The sequence below is a fragment of the Streptomyces sp. NPDC058371 genome (genome assembly GCF_042723265.1).
Taxonomy (GTDB): domain Bacteria; phylum Actinomycetota; class Actinomycetes; order Streptomycetales; family Streptomycetaceae; genus Streptomyces.
In genome coordinates, this window is the sequence record NZ_JBHXJC010000003.1 from 107,390 (window position 1) to 125,582 (window position 18,193).

The window sequence follows — 18,193 nt, forward strand, 5'->3', positions numbered from 1 at the left end:
GGCCACTTGGCGGGGCACCGGAGACCGTTGCGCTGGATGGGTGCGGGCAGGTTTGCGTGTGACGCGCTCGGTCCATGGCTGTTGACGACCCTGCAACACCCAAGCAAAGGAAGTCTTTTCATGCGTATGCGCACGATTGTCACCGCGGTGATCCTGTCGGCCGGCTGTGTCCTCGGAAGCTCCGGCTCGGCGCTGGCGAACGGCTGGGACGGGCACGGTGACGACGACTCGGCCTGCGGGATCATCTCCGGCGCGGGTGGCGGCCACGCCTGGTACGCCGAGGGCTGTAAGGGCGACGACGACGGCCACGGCGACGACGAGGGTCGTGAGGACGGCCACGAGAACGGTCACGAGGACGGCCAGGAGGGCATGTCCGCCCCGCTGGACTTCGGCGGCTTCCACCACTGACCGGCCCGGCATGGAAAGGGCCCCGCTTCTCGAAGCGGGGCCCTTTCGCCGTCTTACGCGGTGTCGTGTGCGGTCAGCCGCACTGGCAGGGATTGCCCGACTGGCAGCCGCAACCGCAGCCGGAACCGCAGCCGCACGCTCCGAACAGCGGGAGGCTTTTGATCTCGGCGGGCTGCTGGGTGTCGCGGTCCACCGTGGGATCGGGCGTGCTGGGGGATTCGGCCATGGGTCCCTCCTTCGGACACGAAGGTGTACGAGACCGTGCCGGGCACACGGCGCGTCGCACATTTCCTGTTTGCCCATTGCATGCCCACTTCCGTGGGCGCATCAACGGCGCATGGAGGCTTGCGCGCGCCCCGCGGGTCCGTGAGCGCGGCGGAGGGTCCGGTTCCGGGCCGAACCCCGGGGAAGGCCCCGGAGCCCGGCCCCGCCGGGATCAGGCCCCCTCCACCCCCGTGACCGGCTGGATGTCCGCCTGGAGCTCGTCCGCGTGCTCGCCCGTCACCAGGTACACCACGCGCTTGGCGACCGACACCGCGTGGTCGGCGAAGCGCTCGTAGTAGCGGCCGAGGAGGGTGACGTCCACGGCCGTCTCGATGCCGTGCTTCCAGCGGTCGTCCATCAGGTGCTGGAAGAGGGTGCGGTGCAGCAGGTCCATCTCGTCGTCGTCCTGCTCCAGCTGGAGGGCGAGATCGACGTCCTTGGTGATGATGACCTCGGCCGCCTTGGCCATCAGGCGCTGGGCGAGCTGGCCCATCTCCAGGATGGTGGCGTGCAGGTCGTGGGGGATCGCCCGCTCGGGAAAGCGCAGCCGGGCGAGCTTGGCGACGTGCTGCGCCAGGTCGCCCGAGCGCTCCAGGTCGGCCGACATGCGCAGCGACGTCACGACGATCCGCAGGTCCGTCGCGACCGGCTGCTGGCGGGCCAGCAGGGCTATCGCCCGGGCCTCCAGCTCGTGCTGCAGGTCGTCGACCTTCTGGTCCGCAGCGATCACGGTCTCGGCCAGCTTCAGGTCGGAGTCGAGGATGGCCGTCGTGGCGCGCCCGATCGCCGACCCGACGAGCCGGGCCATCTCGACCAGGCCCTCGCCGATCGAGTCCAGTTCCTCGTGGTACGCGTCCCGCATCAGGGTGTCCCTCTCTTACGTCAGCTTCGGGGGTCCGGGGGGCTGGGCCCTGACCGCCGGACAGGCCCTGTGAACCCCACGCTCCCACGTTCCGGCTCGTACGCGTCCGTTTCCGTCACCCCAAATGAACCATCGCTAGCTCCCAGGTGAACTCTGGGCGACGAGTGTTCGAGGTCGCACCCGGATGGCTGTGGCCTGGAGTGACGACATGCCTAACCTGGAGGCATGGACGTGAACGCGGCGGTCGCCGCAGCGGCAGCGATCGCCGGAGTGCTCACCGGTGTCATCGCCGTGCTGGCGTTCCGCTGGAGCGAGCGCGACCAGAAACGCCCCACCCGCACCTCTCTGCACACGGACCCGGTGCTTCCGCCGGGCGTGGACACGGTTCTCTCCGTGCTCCGGTCGTCCGCCGTCGTACTCGACGAGGCGGACGCCGTGGTCAAGGCCAGCTCCGCCGCGTACGCCCTCGGGCTGGTGCGGGGCGGCAAGCTGGCCGTCGAGCCGATGCTCCTGATGGCGCGGGACACCCGCCGCGACGGGGAGATACGCCAGGTGGAGCTGGACCTGCCCCGGCGCGGGACCGGACGGGGCGACGCCCTCGCCGTCTCCGCGCGCGTGGCACCCCTCGGCTCCCGGCTCGTGCTGCTGCTCGTCGAGGACCTCACCGAGGCGCGACGTATCGAGGCCGTACGACGCGACTTCGTCGCGAACGTCAGCCATGAGCTCAAGACCCCCGTCGGCGCGCTCAGCCTGCTCTCCGAGGCTGTCATGGGCGCCTCGGACGACCCCGAAGCGGTGGAGCGCTTCGCCGGGCGGATGCAGATCGAGGCCACCCGGCTCACCAACCTCGTGCAGGAGCTCATCGACCTGTCACGGGTGCAGAACGACGACCCCCTCGAGGACGCCGAGCCCGTTCGCGTCGACGAACTGGTCGCCGAGGCGATCGACCGCTGCCGCCACCAGGCCGGCAGCAAACAGATCACCATGGCCGCCGGCGGCACCGCTGAACTGCACGTCTGGGGCAACCGCGGCCAGCTGGCCGCCGCCCTCGGCAACCTCGTGGAGAACGCCGTCAACTACTCGCCGGCCCGCACCCGGGTCGGCATAGCCGCGCGCCGGGTGAACGCGCCCGGCGGAGACCTGATCGAGGTCGCCGTGACCGACCAGGGCATCGGCATCTCCGAGAAGGACCGGGAGCGCGTCTTCGAGCGCTTCTATCGCGTGGACCCGGCCCGTTCCCGTGCCACCGGTGGCACCGGCCTGGGACTCGCGATCGTCAAACACGTGGCCGCCTCGCACGGCGGGGAGGTCACGGTGTGGAGCTCGGAGGGACAGGGCTCCACGTTCACTCTGCGGCTGCCGGAGGCGGGTGCGGCCCGCGACCGCGTGACCGATCACCACATGCCCGGCCTCGACGAAGAGGACGAGTCCGGCCAGCCCGACGGGACGACCACCGTCACATCCCCGTACGAACCGCTTCCTGCCCCGGAGGTCCTTCCGTGACCCGAGTGCTCGTCGTCGAGGACGAGGAGTCCTTCTCCGACGCCCTGTCGTACATGCTCCGCAAGGAGGGCTTCGAGGTCGCCATCGCGACCACAGGGCCCGACGGACTCGACGAGTTCGAGCGCAACGGCGCCGACCTCGTGCTCCTCGACCTGATGCTGCCGGGCCTGCCCGGCACGGAGGTCTGCCGTCAGCTGCGTGTCCGCTCCAACGTCCCGGTGATCATGGTCACCGCCAAGGACAGCGAGATCGACAAGGTCGTGGGCCTGGAGATAGGAGCCGACGACTACGTCACCAAGCCCTTCTCCTCCCGCGAGCTGGTCGCCCGTATCCGGGCCGTCCTGCGCCGCCGCGGGGAGCCCGAGGAGGTCTCCCCGGCCGCCCTGGAGGCCGGTCCGGTCCGGATGGACGTCGACCGCCATGTGGTCACCGTCTCCGGCTCCAAGGTCGACCTGCCCCTGAAGGAGTTCGACCTGCTGGAGATGCTCCTGCGCAACGCCGGCCGCGTCCTTACCCGGATGCAGCTCATCGACCGGGTGTGGGGCGCCGACTACGTGGGCGACACCAAGACCCTCGACGTCCACGTGAAGCGCCTGCGCGCCAAGATCGAGCCGGACCCGGGCGCGCCGCGGTACCTGGTGACGGTCCGCGGGCTCGGCTACAAGTTCGAGCCGTAAACCGGCCCCCGCCGGGACCACCACAGCGGCCCGGCAACGACAAAGGGCGGGACCCCTTCGTGGGGTCCCGCCCTTCGTGTGTACGACGAGGATGCGGGCGTACGGCCCGTCAGTTGCCGGCAGCCGAGTCGGAGGCCGACTCGGTGGCCGTGGCGCTGGCCGACGCCGCGTCCGACGGAACGCCGGAGGAGGACTCGGACGGCGAGCTCGACGCGCCGGCCGACCCCGACGGCTTGGTGCTCGCGGATGCGGAGGCCCCCGGCGCCGCCGGGACGTCGCTCGGGCCCCACTTGGAGAAGTAGCTCTCGGCGGGCACGACGAACGCCTTCAGGCTCACGTCACCGGTCTTGCTGAAGCTGAAGGTGACCTTCTGCGCGTTGCCGTCCTTGACGGCCTCACGGCTGCTGGCCAGGACCGCGGAGGCGTTGCCCTTGCCGCCGAGGACGACGTGGCCGCCGGCCGGGACGGTCAGCTTGCCGGAGCCCTTGGCGGGCTTGAGCGCGGCGGACTTGCCGGCGACGGTGACGGAGTCCAGCGTCTCCGCGGAGGTGCCGTTGTTGAAGAGGGTCGCGGAGATCACCGCCGGGCCCGTCGACTGGAGGTCGGGCTGGGTGATGACCAGGACGTTCTGGATCTTGATGTTCCCGACGGCGGTCGCCGCGTTGTCCGGCTTTACCTCCAGCGTCTGGGCGTTGTTGCCTGCGGCGCATGCGGCGAGCGAGGCGATCGAGAACGCGATGGCGGCGGCGGCGAGGGCGCCGCGTCGAAGGCTGCTGCTCACGGCGGCGGCAACTCCTAGAACGTGGGCGGTACGTGGGGTGGGCGGCCGTACGGCTGTAAAGCCGCCCTAAGGGTCTGTCAGCGGGCTTAGGTTACCGAGCCGTTCCCGTGCCGCCGCACCCGACCCGCCTCTACGCACCCACGGGCTCCGCTGCGCCGGCCGCGCGCCCCGTCCGGCACGGAGTTCCCGCGGGCCTCATCCGCTCCTTTGGCCGACATCTCGTCCGCCATTCACATAAGTGCCGACCGCATCGGCCTGCGGATTTTCTCGTAAGGATCGGTAAGGGTCGGTAAGGAATGCATGGCGGTCCTGGAAATTGATCATCGACCGTCGTGATCAATTCCGGATTGCTGTCGCACCGGACTGCGTTCACCGAACGGAGTAGCGGAAGTCGCCCTCTTGGAGTCGGACAAAATAGGACGTTCGGACGGTGGATGGCGGCTACGGGTGTGTGTAACGTGCGCGTTTCACTTGGCCCGGAGAGCCGCTCCGACCTGCGAATACCCTCTTCCGTTCGGCCTCCGAAGCACGTTCCTGTTGTTGTTGTCAAGCCCCGAGATATGCCCTGACCTGCGAAAACGCCATTCAGAAGAGGCGGTTCTCGTGTTAGGATGGATAGCCACGGAAGGGGTACCTGTCACATGACGTTCAAGGTTGGCGACACCGTGGTCTATCCCCATCACGGGGCCGCGCTGATCGAGGCCATCGAAACTCGCCAGATCAAAGGCGTGGACAAGACCTACTTGGTGCTGAAGGTCGCCCAGGGCGACCTGACGGTACGTGTGCCAGCGGACAATGCGGAGTTCGTCGGCGTACGTGATGTGGTCGGTCAGGACGGGCTGGACCGGGTCTTCGAGGTGCTGCGCGCGCCGTACGCCGAGGAGCCCACGAACTGGTCGCGTCGCTACAAGGCAAATCTGGAGAAGCTCGCCTCGGGCGATGTCATCAAGGTCGCGGAAGTCGTGCGTGACCTGTGGCGTCGTGAGCGTGAGCGCGGACTCTCCGCAGGTGAGAAGCGCATGCTCGCCAAGGCACGGCAGATCCTGGTGAGCGAGCTGGCCCTCGCGGAGAACACGAACGAGGACAAGGCCGAGGCCCTGCTCGACGAGGTCCTCGCGTCCTGACGCAGGCGGTCGTCAAGACGCTGGTCGTCCTGACGCGGACACAAGCCCGCTGAGCGCAATGAAATGCCGCGGTGCCCGATGACGCAATTGCTGTCGCCGGGCGCTGCGGCATGTTCGTACCCGGATGCCATGTTCGTATCCAGACGCCGGGCCCTGATGTCCTGCCTCGGGGCTCCGCCTGACCGGCTGGTCCGGCCGGCCCCGATACTTGGTGTGCCGGGCCCGGGCTGCTGGCTCGACCGGTTGTCACGGAAGGGTCCCCGGTCAAGGAGTCGCGCCCGGCACTCCCCCGACCTTCGGCCGGGGGTACCCCCAGGCCATACCCACCTCGGCCGAGCACACAAACCTGACGGGAACCGATGTCTGACGATTCGCGCCCTTCGCCTTCGGGAGGCCTCCCCGACGCCCGGCCGCGGCCGGCCGGAGGGGCCGCCACCGCGGCCGTGATCCCGGCCGCCGGCCGGGGCGTGCGCCTCGGTCCGGGCGCTCCCAAAGCGCTCCGCGCGCTGAACGGCACGCCCATGCTCATCCACGCGGTGCGCGCGATGGCCGCATCGCGCGCGGTCTCCCTCGTCGTCGTGGTGGCCCCGCCCGACGGTGCCGCCGAGGTCAAGACGCTGCTCGACGCGCACGCACTGCCCGAGCGGACCGACTTCCTGGTCGTCCCCGGCGGCGACAGCCGCCAGGAGTCCGTGAAGTACGGCCTCGACGCCCTGCCGCCCGGCATCGACATCGTCCTCGTGCACGACGCGGCCCGGCCGCTCGTGCCCGTCGACACGGTCGACGCCGTGATCGAGGCGGTCCGCGACGGTGCCCCGGCCGTCGTACCGGCGCTGCCCCTCGCCGACACGGTCAAGCAGGTCGAGCCCGCGGGGACCCCCGGCGCTCCCGAGCCGGTCGTCGCCACGCCCGACCGGTCCCTGCTGCGCGCCGTGCAGACCCCGCAGGGCTTCGACCGCGACACCCTCGTCCGGGCCCACGAGACGGTCACCGACAACGTGACCGACGACGCGAGCATGGTCGAGCAGCTCGGGCTGCGGGTCGTGGTGGTGCCCGGGCACGAGGAGGCGTTCAAGGTGACCCGTCCGCTGGACCTCGTACTGGCCGAGGCGGTTCTCGCGCGCCGGAGGCTGAACGATGGCTTCTGAGCCCGTGCTGCCGCAGGTCGGTATCGGCACCGACATCCACGCCTTCGAGGAGGGCCGCGAGCTGTGGTGCGCGGGGCTGCTCTGGGAGGGCGAGGGTCCCGGTCTCGCCGGGCACTCCGACGCGGACGTCGTCGCGCACGCCGCGTGCAACGCGCTGTTCTCGGCGGCCGGCCTCGGTGACCTCGGCGCCCACTTCGGCACCGGGCGGCCCGAATGGTCCGGCGCCTCGGGCGTCACGCTCCTGACGGAGGCCGCCCGGATCGTCCGCGCGGCGGGCTTCGTCATCGGCAATGTCGCCGTGCAGGTGGTCGGCCCCCGGCCGAAGATCGGCAAGCGCCGCGACGAGGCGCAGAAGCTGCTCTCGGAGGCGGCGGGGGCACCGGTCTCGGTGTCCGGCGCCACCACGGACGGCCTCGGATTCCCGGGCCGGGACGAGGGACTGATGGCGGTCGCCACGGCACTGGTCGTGCGAGCGGGGTGACGAAGGGGGGCGCGCGGGGGTGTTCTCGCCCCCTCCGGCCCAGCCCTCACCCATGACGGGCCGAATGTCCGCCCCCCGTTGTCACGAATACGTGTGCCTTGAGGCGTAAGGGGCTCTGGGCACTAGCCAGGGCCCACTACCCTGGAGTGGTGACGATTCGCCTGTACGACACCAGCGCCCGGCAGATCCGTGACTTCACCCCGCTCCTGCCGGGTTGTGTCTCGATCTACCTCTGTGGCGCCACCGTGCAGGCCGCACCGCACATCGGGCACATCCGGTCGGGCCTCAACTTCGACATCATGCGCCGCTGGTTCGAGTACCGCGGCTACGACGTCACCTTCATCCGGAACGTGACGGACATCGACGACAAGATCATCACCAAGTCGGCCGAGCAGGGCAGGCCTTGGTGGTCGATCGGGTACGAGAACGAGCGCGCCTTCAACGACGGTTACGACGTGCTCGGCTGCCTGCCGCCCACGTACGAACCGCGGGCCACCGGGCACGTCACCGAGATGGTCGAGATGATGCGCGGCCTCATCGAGCGCGGTCACGCGTACGAGGCCGACGGCAACGTCTACTTCGACGTGCGCTCCTTCCCGGGCTATCTGGAGCTGTCCAACCAGGAGCTGGACAACCTGCTCCAGCCGTCGGGCGAGGGCGAGACCGGCAAGCGGGACCCGCGCGACTTCGCCATGTGGAAGGCCGTCAAGCCCGGTGAGCCGTCCTGGGAGACCCCGTGGGGCCGCGGCCGGCCCGGCTGGCACCTGGAGTGCAGCGCCATGGCCCACAAGTACCTGGGCACGGTCTTCGACATCCACGGCGGCGGCATCGACCTGATCTTCCCGCACCACGAGAACGAGATCGCGCAGGCCAAGGCCTTCGGCGACGAGTTCGCCAAGTACTGGGTGCACAACGCCTGGGTCACCATGAGCGGCGAGAAGATGTCGAAGTCCCTCGGGAACTCGGTCCTCGTCAGCGAGATGGTCAAGGTGTGGCGCCCGATCGTGCTGCGCTACTACCTGGGCACCCCGCACTACCGCTCGATGATCGAGTACAGCGAAGAGGCCCTGCGCGAGGCCGAGTCGGCGTTCGCCCGTATCGAGGGCTTCGTGCAGCGCGTCATCGAGAAGGCCGGGGGAGCCGTCGAGCCCGCCGCCGAGGTGCCGCCCGCCTTCGCCGAGGCGATGGACGACGACCTGGGCGTCCCGCAGGCGCTCGCCATCGTGCACACCACGGTCCGGCAGGGGAACTCCGCCCTCGCCGCCGACGACAAGGAAGCCGCCGTCGCCCGCCTCGCCGAGGTCCGCGCGATGCTCGGCGTCCTCGGCCTCGACCCGCTCGACCCGCAGTGGTCCGGCGAGGGCGACCGCGGTGACGATCTGCACGGCGTGGTCGACACCCTCGTACGCCTGGTGCTCCAGCAGCGGGAGGCGGCGCGCGGCCGCAAGGACTGGGCCACCGCGGACGCCATCCGTGACCAGCTCAACCAGTCGGGCCTGGTCATCGAGGACGGCCCGCAGGGACCGCGCTGGACGCTGGGTCCGCGCTGAGCATTCCTTGATCGATTGTGCCGCCCGGCTCTCCGGGCGGCACACTGCATATACGTACACACGCACGCTTCACACAGACGGGTAGGTCATGGCCGCTAACAACCGCCGCATGTCCGGCAAGAAGGGCGCGCAGGTCGGCAGTGGCGGCCAGCGACGTCGGGGTCTCGAAGGCAAGGGCCCGACCCCGCCCGCCGAGGCGCGCAAGGGGCACAAGAAGAACCGCATCGCCAACGTCAAGGCGAAGCAGGCCACCCGCCGGCCCGCCCCGCGCGGCCGGGGCGGCAAGGGCACGTCCGAGATGGTCGTCGGACGCAACCCGGTCGTCGAGGCGCTGCGCGAGGGTGTGCCCGCCGTCACGCTCTACGTCCAGCAGTTCATCGACAACGACGAGCGGGTGCGCGAGGCGCTCCAGCTGGTCGCGGACCGCGGCGGCGTCCATCTCATGGAGGCGCCGCGCCCCGAGCTGGACCGGATGACCAACGGGCTCAACCACCAGGGTCTGGTCCTCCAGGTCCCGCCGTACGAGTACGCGCACCCCGAGGACCTCGCCGCCGCCGCGTACGACGAGGGCCGGGACCCGCTGATCGTCGCCCTCGACGGGGTGACCGACCCCCGGAATCTGGGCGCCGTCGTCCGTTCCGTCTCCGCCTTCGGCGGCCACGGCGTCGTGGTGCCCGAGCGGCGCGCGGCCGGCATGACCGCCGGTGCCTGGAAGACGTCCGCCGGCACCGCGGCCCGTACGCCCGTCGCCCGTGCCGCCAACCTGACGCGCGCCCTGGAGGCGTACAAGAAGGCCGGTCTCGTGGTGGTCGGTCTCGCCGCGGACGGTGAGGCCGAGATCGGTGACCTGGAAGCGCTGGGCGGCCCGGTCGTGATCGTGGTCGGCAGCGAGGGCAAGGGCCTGTCCCGACTCGTGGGCGAGACCTGCGACTTCCGGGTGCGGATCCCGATGCCGGGCGGCGCGGAGTCGCTGAACGCCGGTGTGGCGGCGGGAGTTGTGCTGTACGAGGCATCGCGGCGCCGGGTCTGAGGCACCTGAACAGATGTGCGCGTAGTCACCCCCGTGGGGCAATCCGGACGAGCGTGATGACCTTGACGCGGTCCGGACAGATCGGCGCGGTCAAAGCAGTGTCCTAAACACACGTCACTCGGTTAGATGAGTGTGGACACCAGAACACCCCGCACACCCACGGGGGACCGCTCGTCGGGATTCGACGACGCTCCCGCGCTGAGCATGGTGAAGGTGCCGAGCGATCCGGCGCAGATCATCGTCAATCATGCGAGCTTCCGCGTGCAGCTAGGAGCCTCCACGCGGACTCAATCCCCGCGTGTCGCACGGCACTTGAGCTCCTCGGACGACACCGCGCGCATTCCCGTCGTCGGCACCGCAGGCAGGGCGGGCGGGGGCGCCGGCGATCCGGCGGCCGTCGCGCGTCGGCGCGCGCCCGTCGTCTGGAGCGGGAAGTCCGCGCCCGACGACACCGGCGCGCACCGGCTGCTGCAGGCGGTGCGGAGCACGAGCGTGCGCCACGGCTCCGCGGATCCCGGCGGCGACGCCGGCGCGACGCAGGTCATCCCGCGCATCGACCTCGGCGAACCGGGCGGCTACGACGGCGACATGACCGTGGACACGGTCGAGACGCCCCTGGTCGGCAGCCAGCGCACCCACGCGCCCGGTGAGACCCGGCTGCTGCCGAACATGCGCAGTGTGGGCAGCACGTACGACGAACCCGGTTACGCGGACGAGGAGTTCGCCGGCGAGGACTTCGAGCAGGACGCGGGCGACGAGGACGATTCGCCGGTCAAGCGGCACGGCGCCGACCCGGTGCGGCACGCGTACTACCCCGGACGCCGGATGAACCTCGGCGTGGTCCTCCTCCCGCTGCGCGTCTTCCTCGGCTTCATCTCGATCTACGCCGGCATGGGCAAGCTCTGCGACCCCGTCTACTTCGACGGCGGCAAGCGCGGCTCCATGGTCAAGTGGCTGAACTCGCTGCACCCCTGGGAAATGGCCGAGCCGCTGCGCCAGTTCGCGCTCCAGCACCCCGTCGGTGCCGGGCTCGTCATCGCCTTCCTCCAGGTCATCGTGGGCGTGCTCACGGTGCTGGGGCTGTGGCAGCGGGTCGCCGCGGTGGTCGGCGCCGGGCTGTCGGCGGCGCTCATCCTCACCGTCAGCTGGAAGACGGTGCCCGCCTACGACGCGCCGGACATCATCTACCTCGCCGCCTGGTCGCCGCTGGTCATCGCGGGCGCCCCGGTCTACTCCGTCGACGGACGACTCGCCGGCGAGGCCTGGCGCACGCTCGGTCCGCGGGCCGAGCTCTGGGAGCTGCGGCGGCGCGTGCTGCGTCGCGGAGCGCTCGTCACGACCGTCGTGGTCGGGCTCACGCTGCTCATCGGCTCGCTCCTCGGCGGCGCCGTCCGCGACGCCGACCGGGTCGTCGTCCCCGGGCCCGGCGAGGCCCCGCGCAACGAACTGCCCGGCTCCCCGCTTCCCGAGGAGCCCGGCAAGCGCCACCACCGCGCCAGCCCCTCCGCCTCGGAGGCGCCGACCCAGGGCAGCTCCTCGTCCCCGTCGGGTGCGGCCACGACGCCGGGCGCGGCCCGCGAGTCGGGCACCGCGGGCACCAGCCCGAGCCAGACCCAGGGCACGGGACAGGCACCGCCCCAGCAGTCCTCGCCGGCCGGGCAGGCGCCGAGCACCAGCTCCGGACCGTCCTCGGGCGGCAGCGCGGGCGGTACGGGCTCGGGCGGCACGTCCGGCGGCAGTTCGGGCGGCGGGGGCAGCAGCTCCGGCGGTTCCGACCGGCTCGTCGGCGGCCTCCTGGGGTGACCCAGGCAGCCGTGCACGACGGTGGGGCCCCGCACATCAGGTGTGCGGGGCCCCACCGTCGTGTCCGAGGCGCTGTGGTCCGTTCTGTGGCCCTTTCGCCGCGCTGTGCGGCAGGGCGGCCGGTCGGCACTCGGAGCGGTTCCTGCGGGCCGCTGGGCGCCGCTGAGCGCTCGGAGGTGCCTGGCGCGGAGCACCGAGGGGCGTCTGCCGCGGGCGGTCAACGCCCCAGGGCCGCCAGCTCCTTCGCCGCCTCCGTCAGGTCCTTCGCCGTGTCGATGGCGCGCCAGTAGGCGCCCTGCGGGAGCGAGAAGCCGGCCAGCCGGCGTTCGCGGGCCAGCCGCGGGAACGTGGTGCGCTCGTGGTCGCCGCGCTCGGGGAGCAGGTCGGCGAACTCGGCGGAGAAGACGTAGACGCCCGCGTTGATCTCGTACTGGGTCGGCGGGGACTCGATGAAGTCCGTGATGCGGCCGAAGCCGTCCGTCTTGACGGCGCCCCACGGGATGCGCGGACGGGCCAGCGCGACGGTCGCGACGGCGTCGCGCTCGGTGTGGAAGTCCGCCATGTCGCGCAGCGAGAAACGGGTCCAGATGTCGCCGTTCGTCGCGAACCACGGCTTGTCCGGGTGGGGGAGATGCGCGGCGGCGTACTTGAGGCCGCCGCCGCGGCCGAGCGGTTCCGTCTCGACGACCGTCGTGACGTTGACCGGGAGGTCGGCCGAGTCCAGCCACTTCTGCAGGACATCGGCCAGGTGGCCGCAGCTGACGACCACGTCCGTCACGCCCTCTTCGGCGAGCCAGACGAGCTGATGGCCGATGATCGGGGTCCCGGTGCCGGGGATCTCGACCATCGGCTTCGGCCGGTCGTCGGTGTAGGGGCGCAGCCGGGAGCCCTGACCTCCGGCCAGGACGACGGCTTGAACGGGACGCGACGCGGCGTTCGGATCGGTCATGACCGAACTGTACGTGGCGTCCCGCTCGCGGCTTTGATCAGCAACCGTTCCGTAACCAGCTGTACTTGAGCGGTTGCCGGGAGCTCAGCCGCGCTGGGCCTCGAGGCCCGTCGCGACCCCCGATGCGAAGGCGGTGTCACAGGCGGGCCGGGCGTACGACTGGGCGCGCGTCGGCCCGTACGCGCGGACTGCTGCCCGGCCGAGTGCGCGGGCGATCGAGGCGCAGTGCTTCGCCAGCGAGGGACGGCCGTTCACCGCCTGCTGGAGATGCGTCAGCGCGACGCCCGGATTCTTCTCCTGGAGCTCCATCAGGAGTCTGTCGCGCAGGACGTCCTGCGGGGCGCGGGAGGACGCACGTGTGGACACGTTCGTCGAGGAGGCGGTGAGCACCGAGTCCGAGGAGTTCCCCGACCAGTTGACTCGGGTGACCGCGAGGGTCCCGGAGAGAACCAGGACGACAGGCAGAACGAGGGCGAGGGTGCGGCCGATCCGGCGGGCGGGGCCACGGCCACGCCGGGTCTGTTGGTTAGTGGTGGAGTGCTTCACGCGAGTGAGGGTAGCGCGGGGTAATGATTTGGCGACATTTAGTCACCGGTTCGGGGGACGGGAAAGCGTCGAATTCGCGGTACGAGGTTGACGTACACGTATCGAAATGACCGGTCTGCCGGGGTATTTGTCGACAACGTCAAGAGCCCCGCAGCAGGCCGCGGGGCTCTTGACGTCAACTTGCGGGAATTCACCCGTTAGCGGGGGTGTGGAACCCCCGCTCCTCAGTCGGTGAGGCGCTCGCCGGTGGAGCTCGAGAACACGTGGGTCTCGCCCGGGCGCGGCACGACGTGCAGCGTGGCGCCCTTCTCCGGGACCGCGCGGCCGCTGACGCGGACGACCAGGTCCGTGAGGTTGTCGTCGACCTTGGCGCTGCCGTAGACGTAACCGTCGGCGCCCAGCTCCTCGACGACGTTCACGGTGACGGCGAGGCCCGCCGGGGCGTCCTCGGTGTCCTTGGTCAGGGACTTCGCGGCGGCGCCACCGTGCTCGACGATGTCGAAGTGCTCCGGGCGGACGCCGACGGTGACCGTGCGGTCGCCCTTGTCGGAGGCGGCCTTGAGCGCCTCGCGGTTGACCGGCACGACCGAGTTGCCGAACTTCACGCCGCCGTCGGTGATCGGGACCTCGACGAGGTTCATGGCGGGCGAGCCGATGAAGCCGGCGACGAACAGGTTCGCCGGGCGGTCGTACATGTTGCGCGGCGAGTCGACCTGCTGGAGCAGACCGTCCTTGAGGACCGCCACACGGTCACCCATGGTCATGGCCTCGACCTGGTCGTGGGTGACGTACACGGTGGTGATGCCGAGACGGCGCTGGAGGCTCGCGATCTGCGTACGCGTCGAGACGCGGAGCTTGGCGTCCAGGTTGGACAGCGGCTCGTCCATGAGGAACACCTGGGGCTCACGCACGATGGCGCGGCCCATGGCGACGCGCTGGCGCTGACCGCCGGAGAGCGCCTTCGGCTTGCGTCCCAGGTAGTCGGTGAGGTCGAGGATCTTCGCCGCGTCCTCGACCTTCTGGCGGATCTCGGCCTTGTTGATGCCGGCGATCTTGAGCGCGAAGCCCATGTTGTCGGCGACCGTCATGTGCGGGTAGAGCGCGTAGTTCTGGAACACCATGGCGATGTCCCGGTCCTTGGGCGGCAGGTGCGTGACGTCGCGGTCGCCGATGTGGATCGAGCCGCCGTTGACGTCCTCGAGGCCCGCGAGCATGCGCAGGGAGGTGGACTTTCCGCAGCCGGAGGGACCGACGAGGACGAGGAACTCGCCGTCCGCGACGTCGAGCTCGAGCTGGTCGACGGCGGGCTTGTCGCCACCCGGGTAGATGCGGGTCGCCTTGTTGAACGAGACAGTGGCCATGGTGAGGGCCCCCTTCACCGGCAGGAACGTGCCGGACGATCCGTTGTAAAGGTGGTGTCCACTACGGAACGCTCCATAGTGGTGGAGTCCACATGAGTGAACTGGGTCAGGACGCTACCTGGCGTTCACCGCCCCTGTCAGTACTCCGGAGCCGGTGAAGTTCGCGGATATTTTCGACAGGGGCCCGCTGTGACGTGGGTACACTGCACGGGCACGCGCGCGCCGCGCACCCGTGCAGGCCTCCTTAGCTCAGCTGGTCAGAGCGCCGCTCTTGTAAAGCGAAGGTCGTCGGTTCGAATCCGACAGGGGGCTCCACGCCTTACCTGGGTCAACGCCCCCGCGATCTTGGATCACGGGGGCGTTGACGTTCATCGTCGGGGTCGCCTGCTTCGCTGCACGGATGATTACGGGGCTCTGGGTCTTCGTTGGCACGGTGTTGGCGCGGTGATCGGGACGGTATTCGTGGCAACGGCGGCGTGGGCGTGGTCAGTCGACGGAGGCCATGAAGTCCAGCATCTTGCGGTTGATCTCCTCCGCGTGGTCGATCTGCGGCCCGTGGCCGGTGTTGGAGATGATCTCGGCTCGGGCGCCGGGGATCAGGCGGGGCACACGCTCTGCCTGCCGCTGCGGGTGCACGAGAAGGCTTCGCCTGCCGAGCACCAGATAGAGCGGGGTCCGGATGGTGGAGAGCTCCTCCTCGGACAGCGGAAGTGGCGCCGGGCGGCGTATGCGGTAGGCGCGAACGGCCGTTCTGATCATGGTGCGCAGTTCCGGCATGACGAGGACCGGCTGCTCCAGCCAGGCCGCCAGCCGCGGGCGAAGCGCCTTGGGTGCGAATGTCGCGAAGAGGCCGGCGAAGATCCAGACGAAGAAGCGCAGCCCCACTTTCTCCAGGCCGCCGGGGTCGAGCAAGGTGACCGAGGCGAGGCGACCGGGCCTGCGGTGCGCCTGGTTCAGCGCGAGCCATCCGCCGTAGGAGGTGCCGATGAGGTGTACGCGATCGAGGCCGAGTCCGGCGAGTGTCTCGTCCAGCCACTGTGCGGCGCGTTCGGGGTCGTGGATCGGCTCGCGCTGCACGCTGCGGCCGGGATCCCCCAGGGTGTCGATCGCATAGATCGGGCGGTCTGCGCTGAGGGCGGGGGTGTTGGGGTACCACATGGCCGAGCAGGAGCCCGCGCCGTGCATCAGGACGACGGGGGTGCGGGATCGGGCCTCGTCGTTCGCGGGGCCGTAGCGGTAGACGTGCGTGATGCCGGAGGACGTCTCCACGTCCTCTTCCGCGAGCGCGGGCGCTCCCAGGGCGTAGACCGCATCGCAGGCCGTGACGTAGCGCTCCTGCCAGGCATCGCTCACGTAGCGGCCGACATCGGCCTGGGTGCGGGCAGCGGTCTCGGGCATGGCCACCTCCGGCGTCTCGGTTTTGTGATACGAACGTACCACGATGTTGGTACAGCTGTATCATTAAAAATTCCCACCGAGCCATGGCAAGAACGACGAGCGGAGAACCGGCCGATGCCCAAGCGCGTGGACCACGCAGAACGGCGCACCGAGATCGCCGAGGCGCTCGTCCGGGTCGCTGGACAGCGCGGGCTGCATGCCGTGGGGATGCGTGACGTGGCAGCGGAGGCGGGCGTATCACTGCGGCTGGTGCAGTACTACTTCCAGACCAAGGAGAAGTTGCTGCTCTTCGGGCTGGAACATCTGGCGGAGAGATTCGGGGAGCGGGTCTCCGCCCGTGTACGGGCTGCCGGGGACAGCCCTGGTCCGCGCGCGATGGTCGAGGCGCTGCTGATGGCGGCGCTGCCGACGGACGACGAGAGCCGCACCTTCCACTACCTCTACACCTCATACGCTGTTCTGGCCGTGAACGACCGGGCGCTCGCAGCGCAGCCCTTCATCAGGAACCCTGATGCCGCCGAAGACGCCCTGACCGATCTCCTCCGGCAGGCGCGGGAGGCGGCTTTGCTCGAGCCCGGTGTGGACGCACGGCTGGAGGCAGCCGGCCTGCTCGCCATGTCTGCGGGACTCGGCACCAGCATTCTCGTCGGTCAGCGCAGTCCGGAGTCCGCCGCCACGGTCCTGGACCATCATCTGAACCGAGTCTTCCGCACCAGTGATGCGGCCGGCTGACGGGCGGCCGCATCACCGCGTGGGAGGCGCTGCCGGCGGGGCGGCCCCACCTCCCACGGTCGAGCCGATCCCATCGCGACACGACGGGCGCTGGGCCGGCCGTCCGAGGTCCGGTCGCTGATCGTTCCCGCCGGGGTTTCCCGGCCGGGTGCCGTCAGTGGCGGCCCGCCGCTCTGTCTGCCAGTTGGGCCAGGTGGGAGGAGTGGGGGCTGCGGGTGGTGAGTTCGCGGGTGTCGGCGGTGCGGTAGGTGGCGTACATGCCGTGGACGCCGAGCCAGCGGAAGGGTTCGGGTTCCCATTTGCGGACCTTGTGGCCGACCCAGGGGAGGGCGGTGAGGTCGGTGGGGCCGGCCTGGCCGGAGTCCTGCTGGACGAGGTCGCGCAGGGTGCGGGCCGCGAGGTTGGTGGTGGCGACGCCGGAGCCGACGTAGCCGCCCGCCCAGCCGAGGCCCGTGGAGCGGTCCAGGGTGACCGTGGCGCACCAGTCGCGCGGTACGCCGAGGACGCCGGACCAGGCGTGGGCCACCCGGACGCCGGTCAGGGACGGGAAGAAGCGGATGAGGATCTCGTACAGGGCCTCGATGGTCGCCTGTTGGGTGCGGCCGTCGTTGTCGGTGCGGGAGCCGAAGCGGTACGGGACGCCGCGGCCGCCGAGGGCGATGCGGCCGTCCGCCGTGCGCTGCGCGTACATGTACGCGTGCGCCATGTCGCCGAGGGTCTCGCGGCCCTCCCAGCCGATGGACTCCCATTGGGACGGGGTGAGTGGATCCGTGGCGATCATCGACGAGTTCATCGGGAGCCAGGTGCGCCGCTGGCCCTTGAGGGACGCGGTGAAGCCCTCGGTGCAGCGCAGGACGTAGGGGGCGCGGACCGTGCCGTACGGGGTGACCGCGTGCCGGGGGCGGATCTCCGTGACCGGGGTCTGCTCGTGGATCGTGACGCCGAGGGCCTCGACCGCCGCCGCCAGGCCCTTGACGAGCTTGACCGGGTGCAGCCGCGCCCCGTGCGGGGTCCAGGTGGAGCCGACGGCGTCCGCGACCCGGACGCGCCCGGCGGTCTCCCGGGCGCCGTACAGCTCGCGGTCCTGCTCGCCGTACGACAGTTCGGTGGCGTGGAAGGCCTTCAGCCGGGCCAACTGGGCCGGGGTGTAGGCCACTTCGAGGACGCCGCCCTGGTGGATGTTCGCCTCGACGCCTTCCTCGGCGGCGACCCGGACGACCTCGCCGACGGTCTCGTTCATCGCCCGCTGGAGGCGTACGGCCGCCTCGTGGCCGTGGAGCTTCGCGTACCGGTCGCGGCCCGCGATGCCGTTGTAGAGCCAGCCGCCGTTGCGTCCGGAGGCGCCGTACCCGCAGAACTTCTGCTCCAGGACGGTGATCCGGAGGAAGGGGGCCGCCTTCTTGAGGTAGTACGCGGTCCACAGGCCCGTGTAGCCGCCGCCGACGATGACGACGTCGGCCGACGCGTCGCCGGGCAGGGGTTCGCGCGGTGCGGGAAGGCCGTCCTGCGCGTACCAGAACGAGATGCCGCCGTTCACCGGGCCGGGGGTGTGCGAGGTGCCGCTGCTCATGAGCGG

The 18,193-nt window shown here is 70.5% G+C and carries 18 protein-coding genes and 1 tRNA gene; 11 read left to right on the forward strand and 8 right to left on the reverse strand.

Features of this window, described 5'->3' with window-relative positions:
• The first annotated feature begins 120 nt into the window (after positions 1-120).
• Entirely contained in the window at positions 121-408 is a 288-nt protein-coding gene (locus ACFWM2_RS12080) for a hypothetical protein (RefSeq protein ID WP_383276850.1), read from the forward strand.
• Between the two features lie 73 nt (positions 409-481).
• On the opposite strand, the gene ACFWM2_RS12085 is transcribed toward ACFWM2_RS12080, so the two are convergent.
• Positions 482-634 carry a hypothetical protein gene (locus ACFWM2_RS12085; RefSeq protein ID WP_383276853.1) on the reverse strand — a complete coding sequence of 51 codons (153 nt, stop codon included), beginning with the start codon at positions 632-634 and terminating at the stop codon, positions 482-484.
• A gap of 210 nt (positions 635-844) precedes the next feature.
• Positions 845-1,534, reverse strand: coding sequence for a phosphate signaling complex protein PhoU (phoU, locus tag ACFWM2_RS12090; RefSeq protein WP_383276856.1), 690 nt, complete (start codon positions 1,532-1,534; stop codon positions 845-847).
• Positions 1,535-1,759: 225 nt separating this feature from the next.
• Here phoU and ACFWM2_RS12095 point away from each other — a divergent pair, with 225 nt between their 5' ends.
• Positions 1,760-3,037, forward strand: coding sequence for a sensor histidine kinase (locus ACFWM2_RS12095; protein ID WP_383276859.1), 1,278 nt, complete (start codon positions 1,760-1,762; stop codon positions 3,035-3,037).
• On the forward strand, positions 3,034-3,714 hold the full coding sequence (locus tag ACFWM2_RS12100; RefSeq protein ID WP_365445914.1) for a response regulator transcription factor: 681 nt from the start codon (positions 3,034-3,036) through the stop codon (positions 3,712-3,714). Before ACFWM2_RS12095 ends, ACFWM2_RS12100 begins: the two co-directional genes overlap by 4 nt.
• Positions 3,715-3,823: 109 nt before the next feature.
• On the opposite strand, the gene ACFWM2_RS12105 is transcribed toward ACFWM2_RS12100, so the two are convergent.
• Positions 3,824-4,495 (reverse strand): DUF461 domain-containing protein, encoded by a 672-nt coding sequence (locus ACFWM2_RS12105; RefSeq protein WP_383276862.1) that lies wholly within the window; start codon positions 4,493-4,495, stop codon positions 3,824-3,826.
• A 641-nt stretch (positions 4,496-5,136) separates the two neighbouring features.
• Here ACFWM2_RS12105 and ACFWM2_RS12110 point away from each other — a divergent pair.
• From ACFWM2_RS12110 to ACFWM2_RS12135, 6 genes are all read left to right on the forward strand, one after another.
• A complete protein-coding gene (locus ACFWM2_RS12110; protein WP_003953493.1) occupies positions 5,137-5,619 on the forward strand; it encodes a CarD family transcriptional regulator in 483 nt (160 codons plus the stop codon).
• A gap of 359 nt (positions 5,620-5,978) precedes the next feature.
• Complete coding sequence (gene ispD / locus ACFWM2_RS12115; protein WP_383276865.1) at positions 5,979-6,767, forward strand: 2-C-methyl-D-erythritol 4-phosphate cytidylyltransferase; 789 nt, start codon at positions 5,979-5,981, stop codon at positions 6,765-6,767.
• Positions 6,757-7,248, forward strand: a complete 492-nt coding sequence (gene ispF, locus ACFWM2_RS12120) for a 2-C-methyl-D-erythritol 2,4-cyclodiphosphate synthase (RefSeq protein WP_383276868.1) — start codon at positions 6,757-6,759, stop codon at positions 7,246-7,248. The genes ispD and ispF overlap by 11 nt, the downstream gene beginning before the upstream one ends.
• A gap of 149 nt (positions 7,249-7,397) precedes the next feature.
• Complete coding sequence (cysS, locus tag ACFWM2_RS12125) at positions 7,398-8,798, forward strand: cysteine--tRNA ligase (protein ID WP_383276872.1); 1,401 nt, start codon at positions 7,398-7,400, stop codon at positions 8,796-8,798.
• 88 nt (positions 8,799-8,886) lie between these two features.
• Positions 8,887-9,828 carry a 23S rRNA (guanosine(2251)-2'-O)-methyltransferase RlmB gene (gene rlmB, locus ACFWM2_RS12130; protein ID WP_383276874.1) on the forward strand — a complete coding sequence of 314 codons (942 nt, stop codon included), beginning with the start codon at positions 8,887-8,889 and terminating at the stop codon, positions 9,826-9,828.
• A gap of 126 nt (positions 9,829-9,954) precedes the next feature.
• Positions 9,955-11,631: a DoxX family protein gene (locus ACFWM2_RS12135; protein ID WP_383276877.1), complete on the forward strand. Its 1,677-nt coding sequence runs from the start codon at positions 9,955-9,957 to the stop codon at positions 11,629-11,631.
• A 217-nt stretch (positions 11,632-11,848) separates the two neighbouring features.
• Here the strand turns inward: ACFWM2_RS12135 and ACFWM2_RS12140 are convergent, their stop codons facing one another.
• The 3 genes from ACFWM2_RS12140 to ACFWM2_RS12150 form a co-directional block, all read right to left on the reverse strand.
• Positions 11,849-12,580, reverse strand: a complete 732-nt coding sequence (locus ACFWM2_RS12140) for an NDP-sugar synthase (RefSeq protein ID WP_383276880.1) — start codon at positions 12,578-12,580, stop codon at positions 11,849-11,851.
• An 84-nt stretch (positions 12,581-12,664) separates the two neighbouring features.
• Positions 12,665-13,126 (reverse strand): hypothetical protein, encoded by a 462-nt coding sequence (locus ACFWM2_RS12145; RefSeq protein WP_383276883.1) that lies wholly within the window; start codon positions 13,124-13,126, stop codon positions 12,665-12,667.
• A gap of 224 nt (positions 13,127-13,350) precedes the next feature.
• Positions 13,351-14,487 carry an ABC transporter ATP-binding protein gene (locus ACFWM2_RS12150; protein ID WP_383276886.1) on the reverse strand — a complete coding sequence of 379 codons (1,137 nt, stop codon included), beginning with the start codon at positions 14,485-14,487 and terminating at the stop codon, positions 13,351-13,353.
• A gap of 238 nt (positions 14,488-14,725) precedes the next feature.
• Between ACFWM2_RS12150 and ACFWM2_RS12155 the strand changes: the two genes are divergently transcribed.
• Positions 14,726-14,802 (forward strand) — tRNA-Thr (locus tag ACFWM2_RS12155).
• 171 nt (positions 14,803-14,973) lie between these two features.
• Here the strand turns inward: ACFWM2_RS12155 and ACFWM2_RS12160 are convergent.
• Positions 14,974-15,885: an alpha/beta fold hydrolase gene (locus ACFWM2_RS12160; RefSeq protein WP_383276889.1), complete on the reverse strand. Its 912-nt coding sequence runs from the start codon at positions 15,883-15,885 to the stop codon at positions 14,974-14,976.
• Between the two features lie 114 nt (positions 15,886-15,999).
• Between ACFWM2_RS12160 and ACFWM2_RS12165 the strand changes: the two genes are divergently transcribed.
• A complete protein-coding gene (locus tag ACFWM2_RS12165; protein ID WP_383276891.1) occupies positions 16,000-16,617 on the forward strand; it encodes a TetR/AcrR family transcriptional regulator in 618 nt (205 codons plus the stop codon).
• 154 nt (positions 16,618-16,771) lie between these two features.
• Here ACFWM2_RS12165 and ACFWM2_RS12170 read toward each other — a convergent pair whose 3' ends face one another.
• On the reverse strand, positions 16,772-18,187 hold the full coding sequence (locus ACFWM2_RS12170) for an NAD(P)/FAD-dependent oxidoreductase (protein WP_383276894.1): 1,416 nt from the start codon (positions 18,185-18,187) through the stop codon (positions 16,772-16,774).
• Positions 18,188-18,193: the final 6 nt, after the last annotated feature.

What these genes read in the sequence shown, in the direction of transcription:
- ACFWM2_RS12165 (WP_383276891.1), top strand. Translation starts at nt 16,000, where the DNA reads ATGCCCAAGCGCGTGGACCACGCAGAACGGCGCACCGAGATCGCCGAG.
- ACFWM2_RS12080 (WP_383276850.1), top strand. Translation starts at nt 121, where the DNA reads ATGCGTATGCGCACGATTGTCACCGCGGTGATCCTGTCGGCCGGCTGT.
- ACFWM2_RS12110 (WP_003953493.1), top strand. Translation starts at nt 5,137, where the DNA reads ATGACGTTCAAGGTTGGCGACACCGTGGTCTATCCCCATCACGGGGCC.
- ACFWM2_RS12140 (WP_383276880.1), bottom strand. Translation starts at nt 12,580, where the DNA reads ATGACCGATCCGAACGCCGCGTCGCGTCCCGTTCAAGCCGTCGTCCTG.
- ACFWM2_RS12095 (WP_383276859.1), top strand. Translation starts at nt 1,760, where the DNA reads ATGGACGTGAACGCGGCGGTCGCCGCAGCGGCAGCGATCGCCGGAGTG.
- phoU (WP_383276856.1), bottom strand. Translation starts at nt 1,534, where the DNA reads ATGCGGGACGCGTACCACGAGGAACTGGACTCGATCGGCGAGGGCCTG.
- ACFWM2_RS12150 (WP_383276886.1), bottom strand. Translation starts at nt 14,487, where the DNA reads ATGGCCACTGTCTCGTTCAACAAGGCGACCCGCATCTACCCGGGTGGC.
- ispF (WP_383276868.1), top strand. Translation starts at nt 6,757, where the DNA reads ATGGCTTCTGAGCCCGTGCTGCCGCAGGTCGGTATCGGCACCGACATC.
- ACFWM2_RS12135 (WP_383276877.1), top strand. Translation starts at nt 9,955, where the DNA reads ATGAGTGTGGACACCAGAACACCCCGCACACCCACGGGGGACCGCTCG.
- ACFWM2_RS12085 (WP_383276853.1), bottom strand. Translation starts at nt 634, where the DNA reads ATGGCCGAATCCCCCAGCACGCCCGATCCCACGGTGGACCGCGACACC.
- rlmB (WP_383276874.1), top strand. Translation starts at nt 8,887, where the DNA reads ATGGCCGCTAACAACCGCCGCATGTCCGGCAAGAAGGGCGCGCAGGTC.
- ACFWM2_RS12160 (WP_383276889.1), bottom strand. Translation starts at nt 15,885, where the DNA reads ATGCCCGAGACCGCTGCCCGCACCCAGGCCGATGTCGGCCGCTACGTG.
- ispD (WP_383276865.1), top strand. Translation starts at nt 5,979, where the DNA reads ATGTCTGACGATTCGCGCCCTTCGCCTTCGGGAGGCCTCCCCGACGCC.
- ACFWM2_RS12170 (WP_383276894.1), bottom strand. Translation starts at nt 18,187, where the DNA reads ATGAGCAGCGGCACCTCGCACACCCCCGGCCCGGTGAACGGCGGCATC.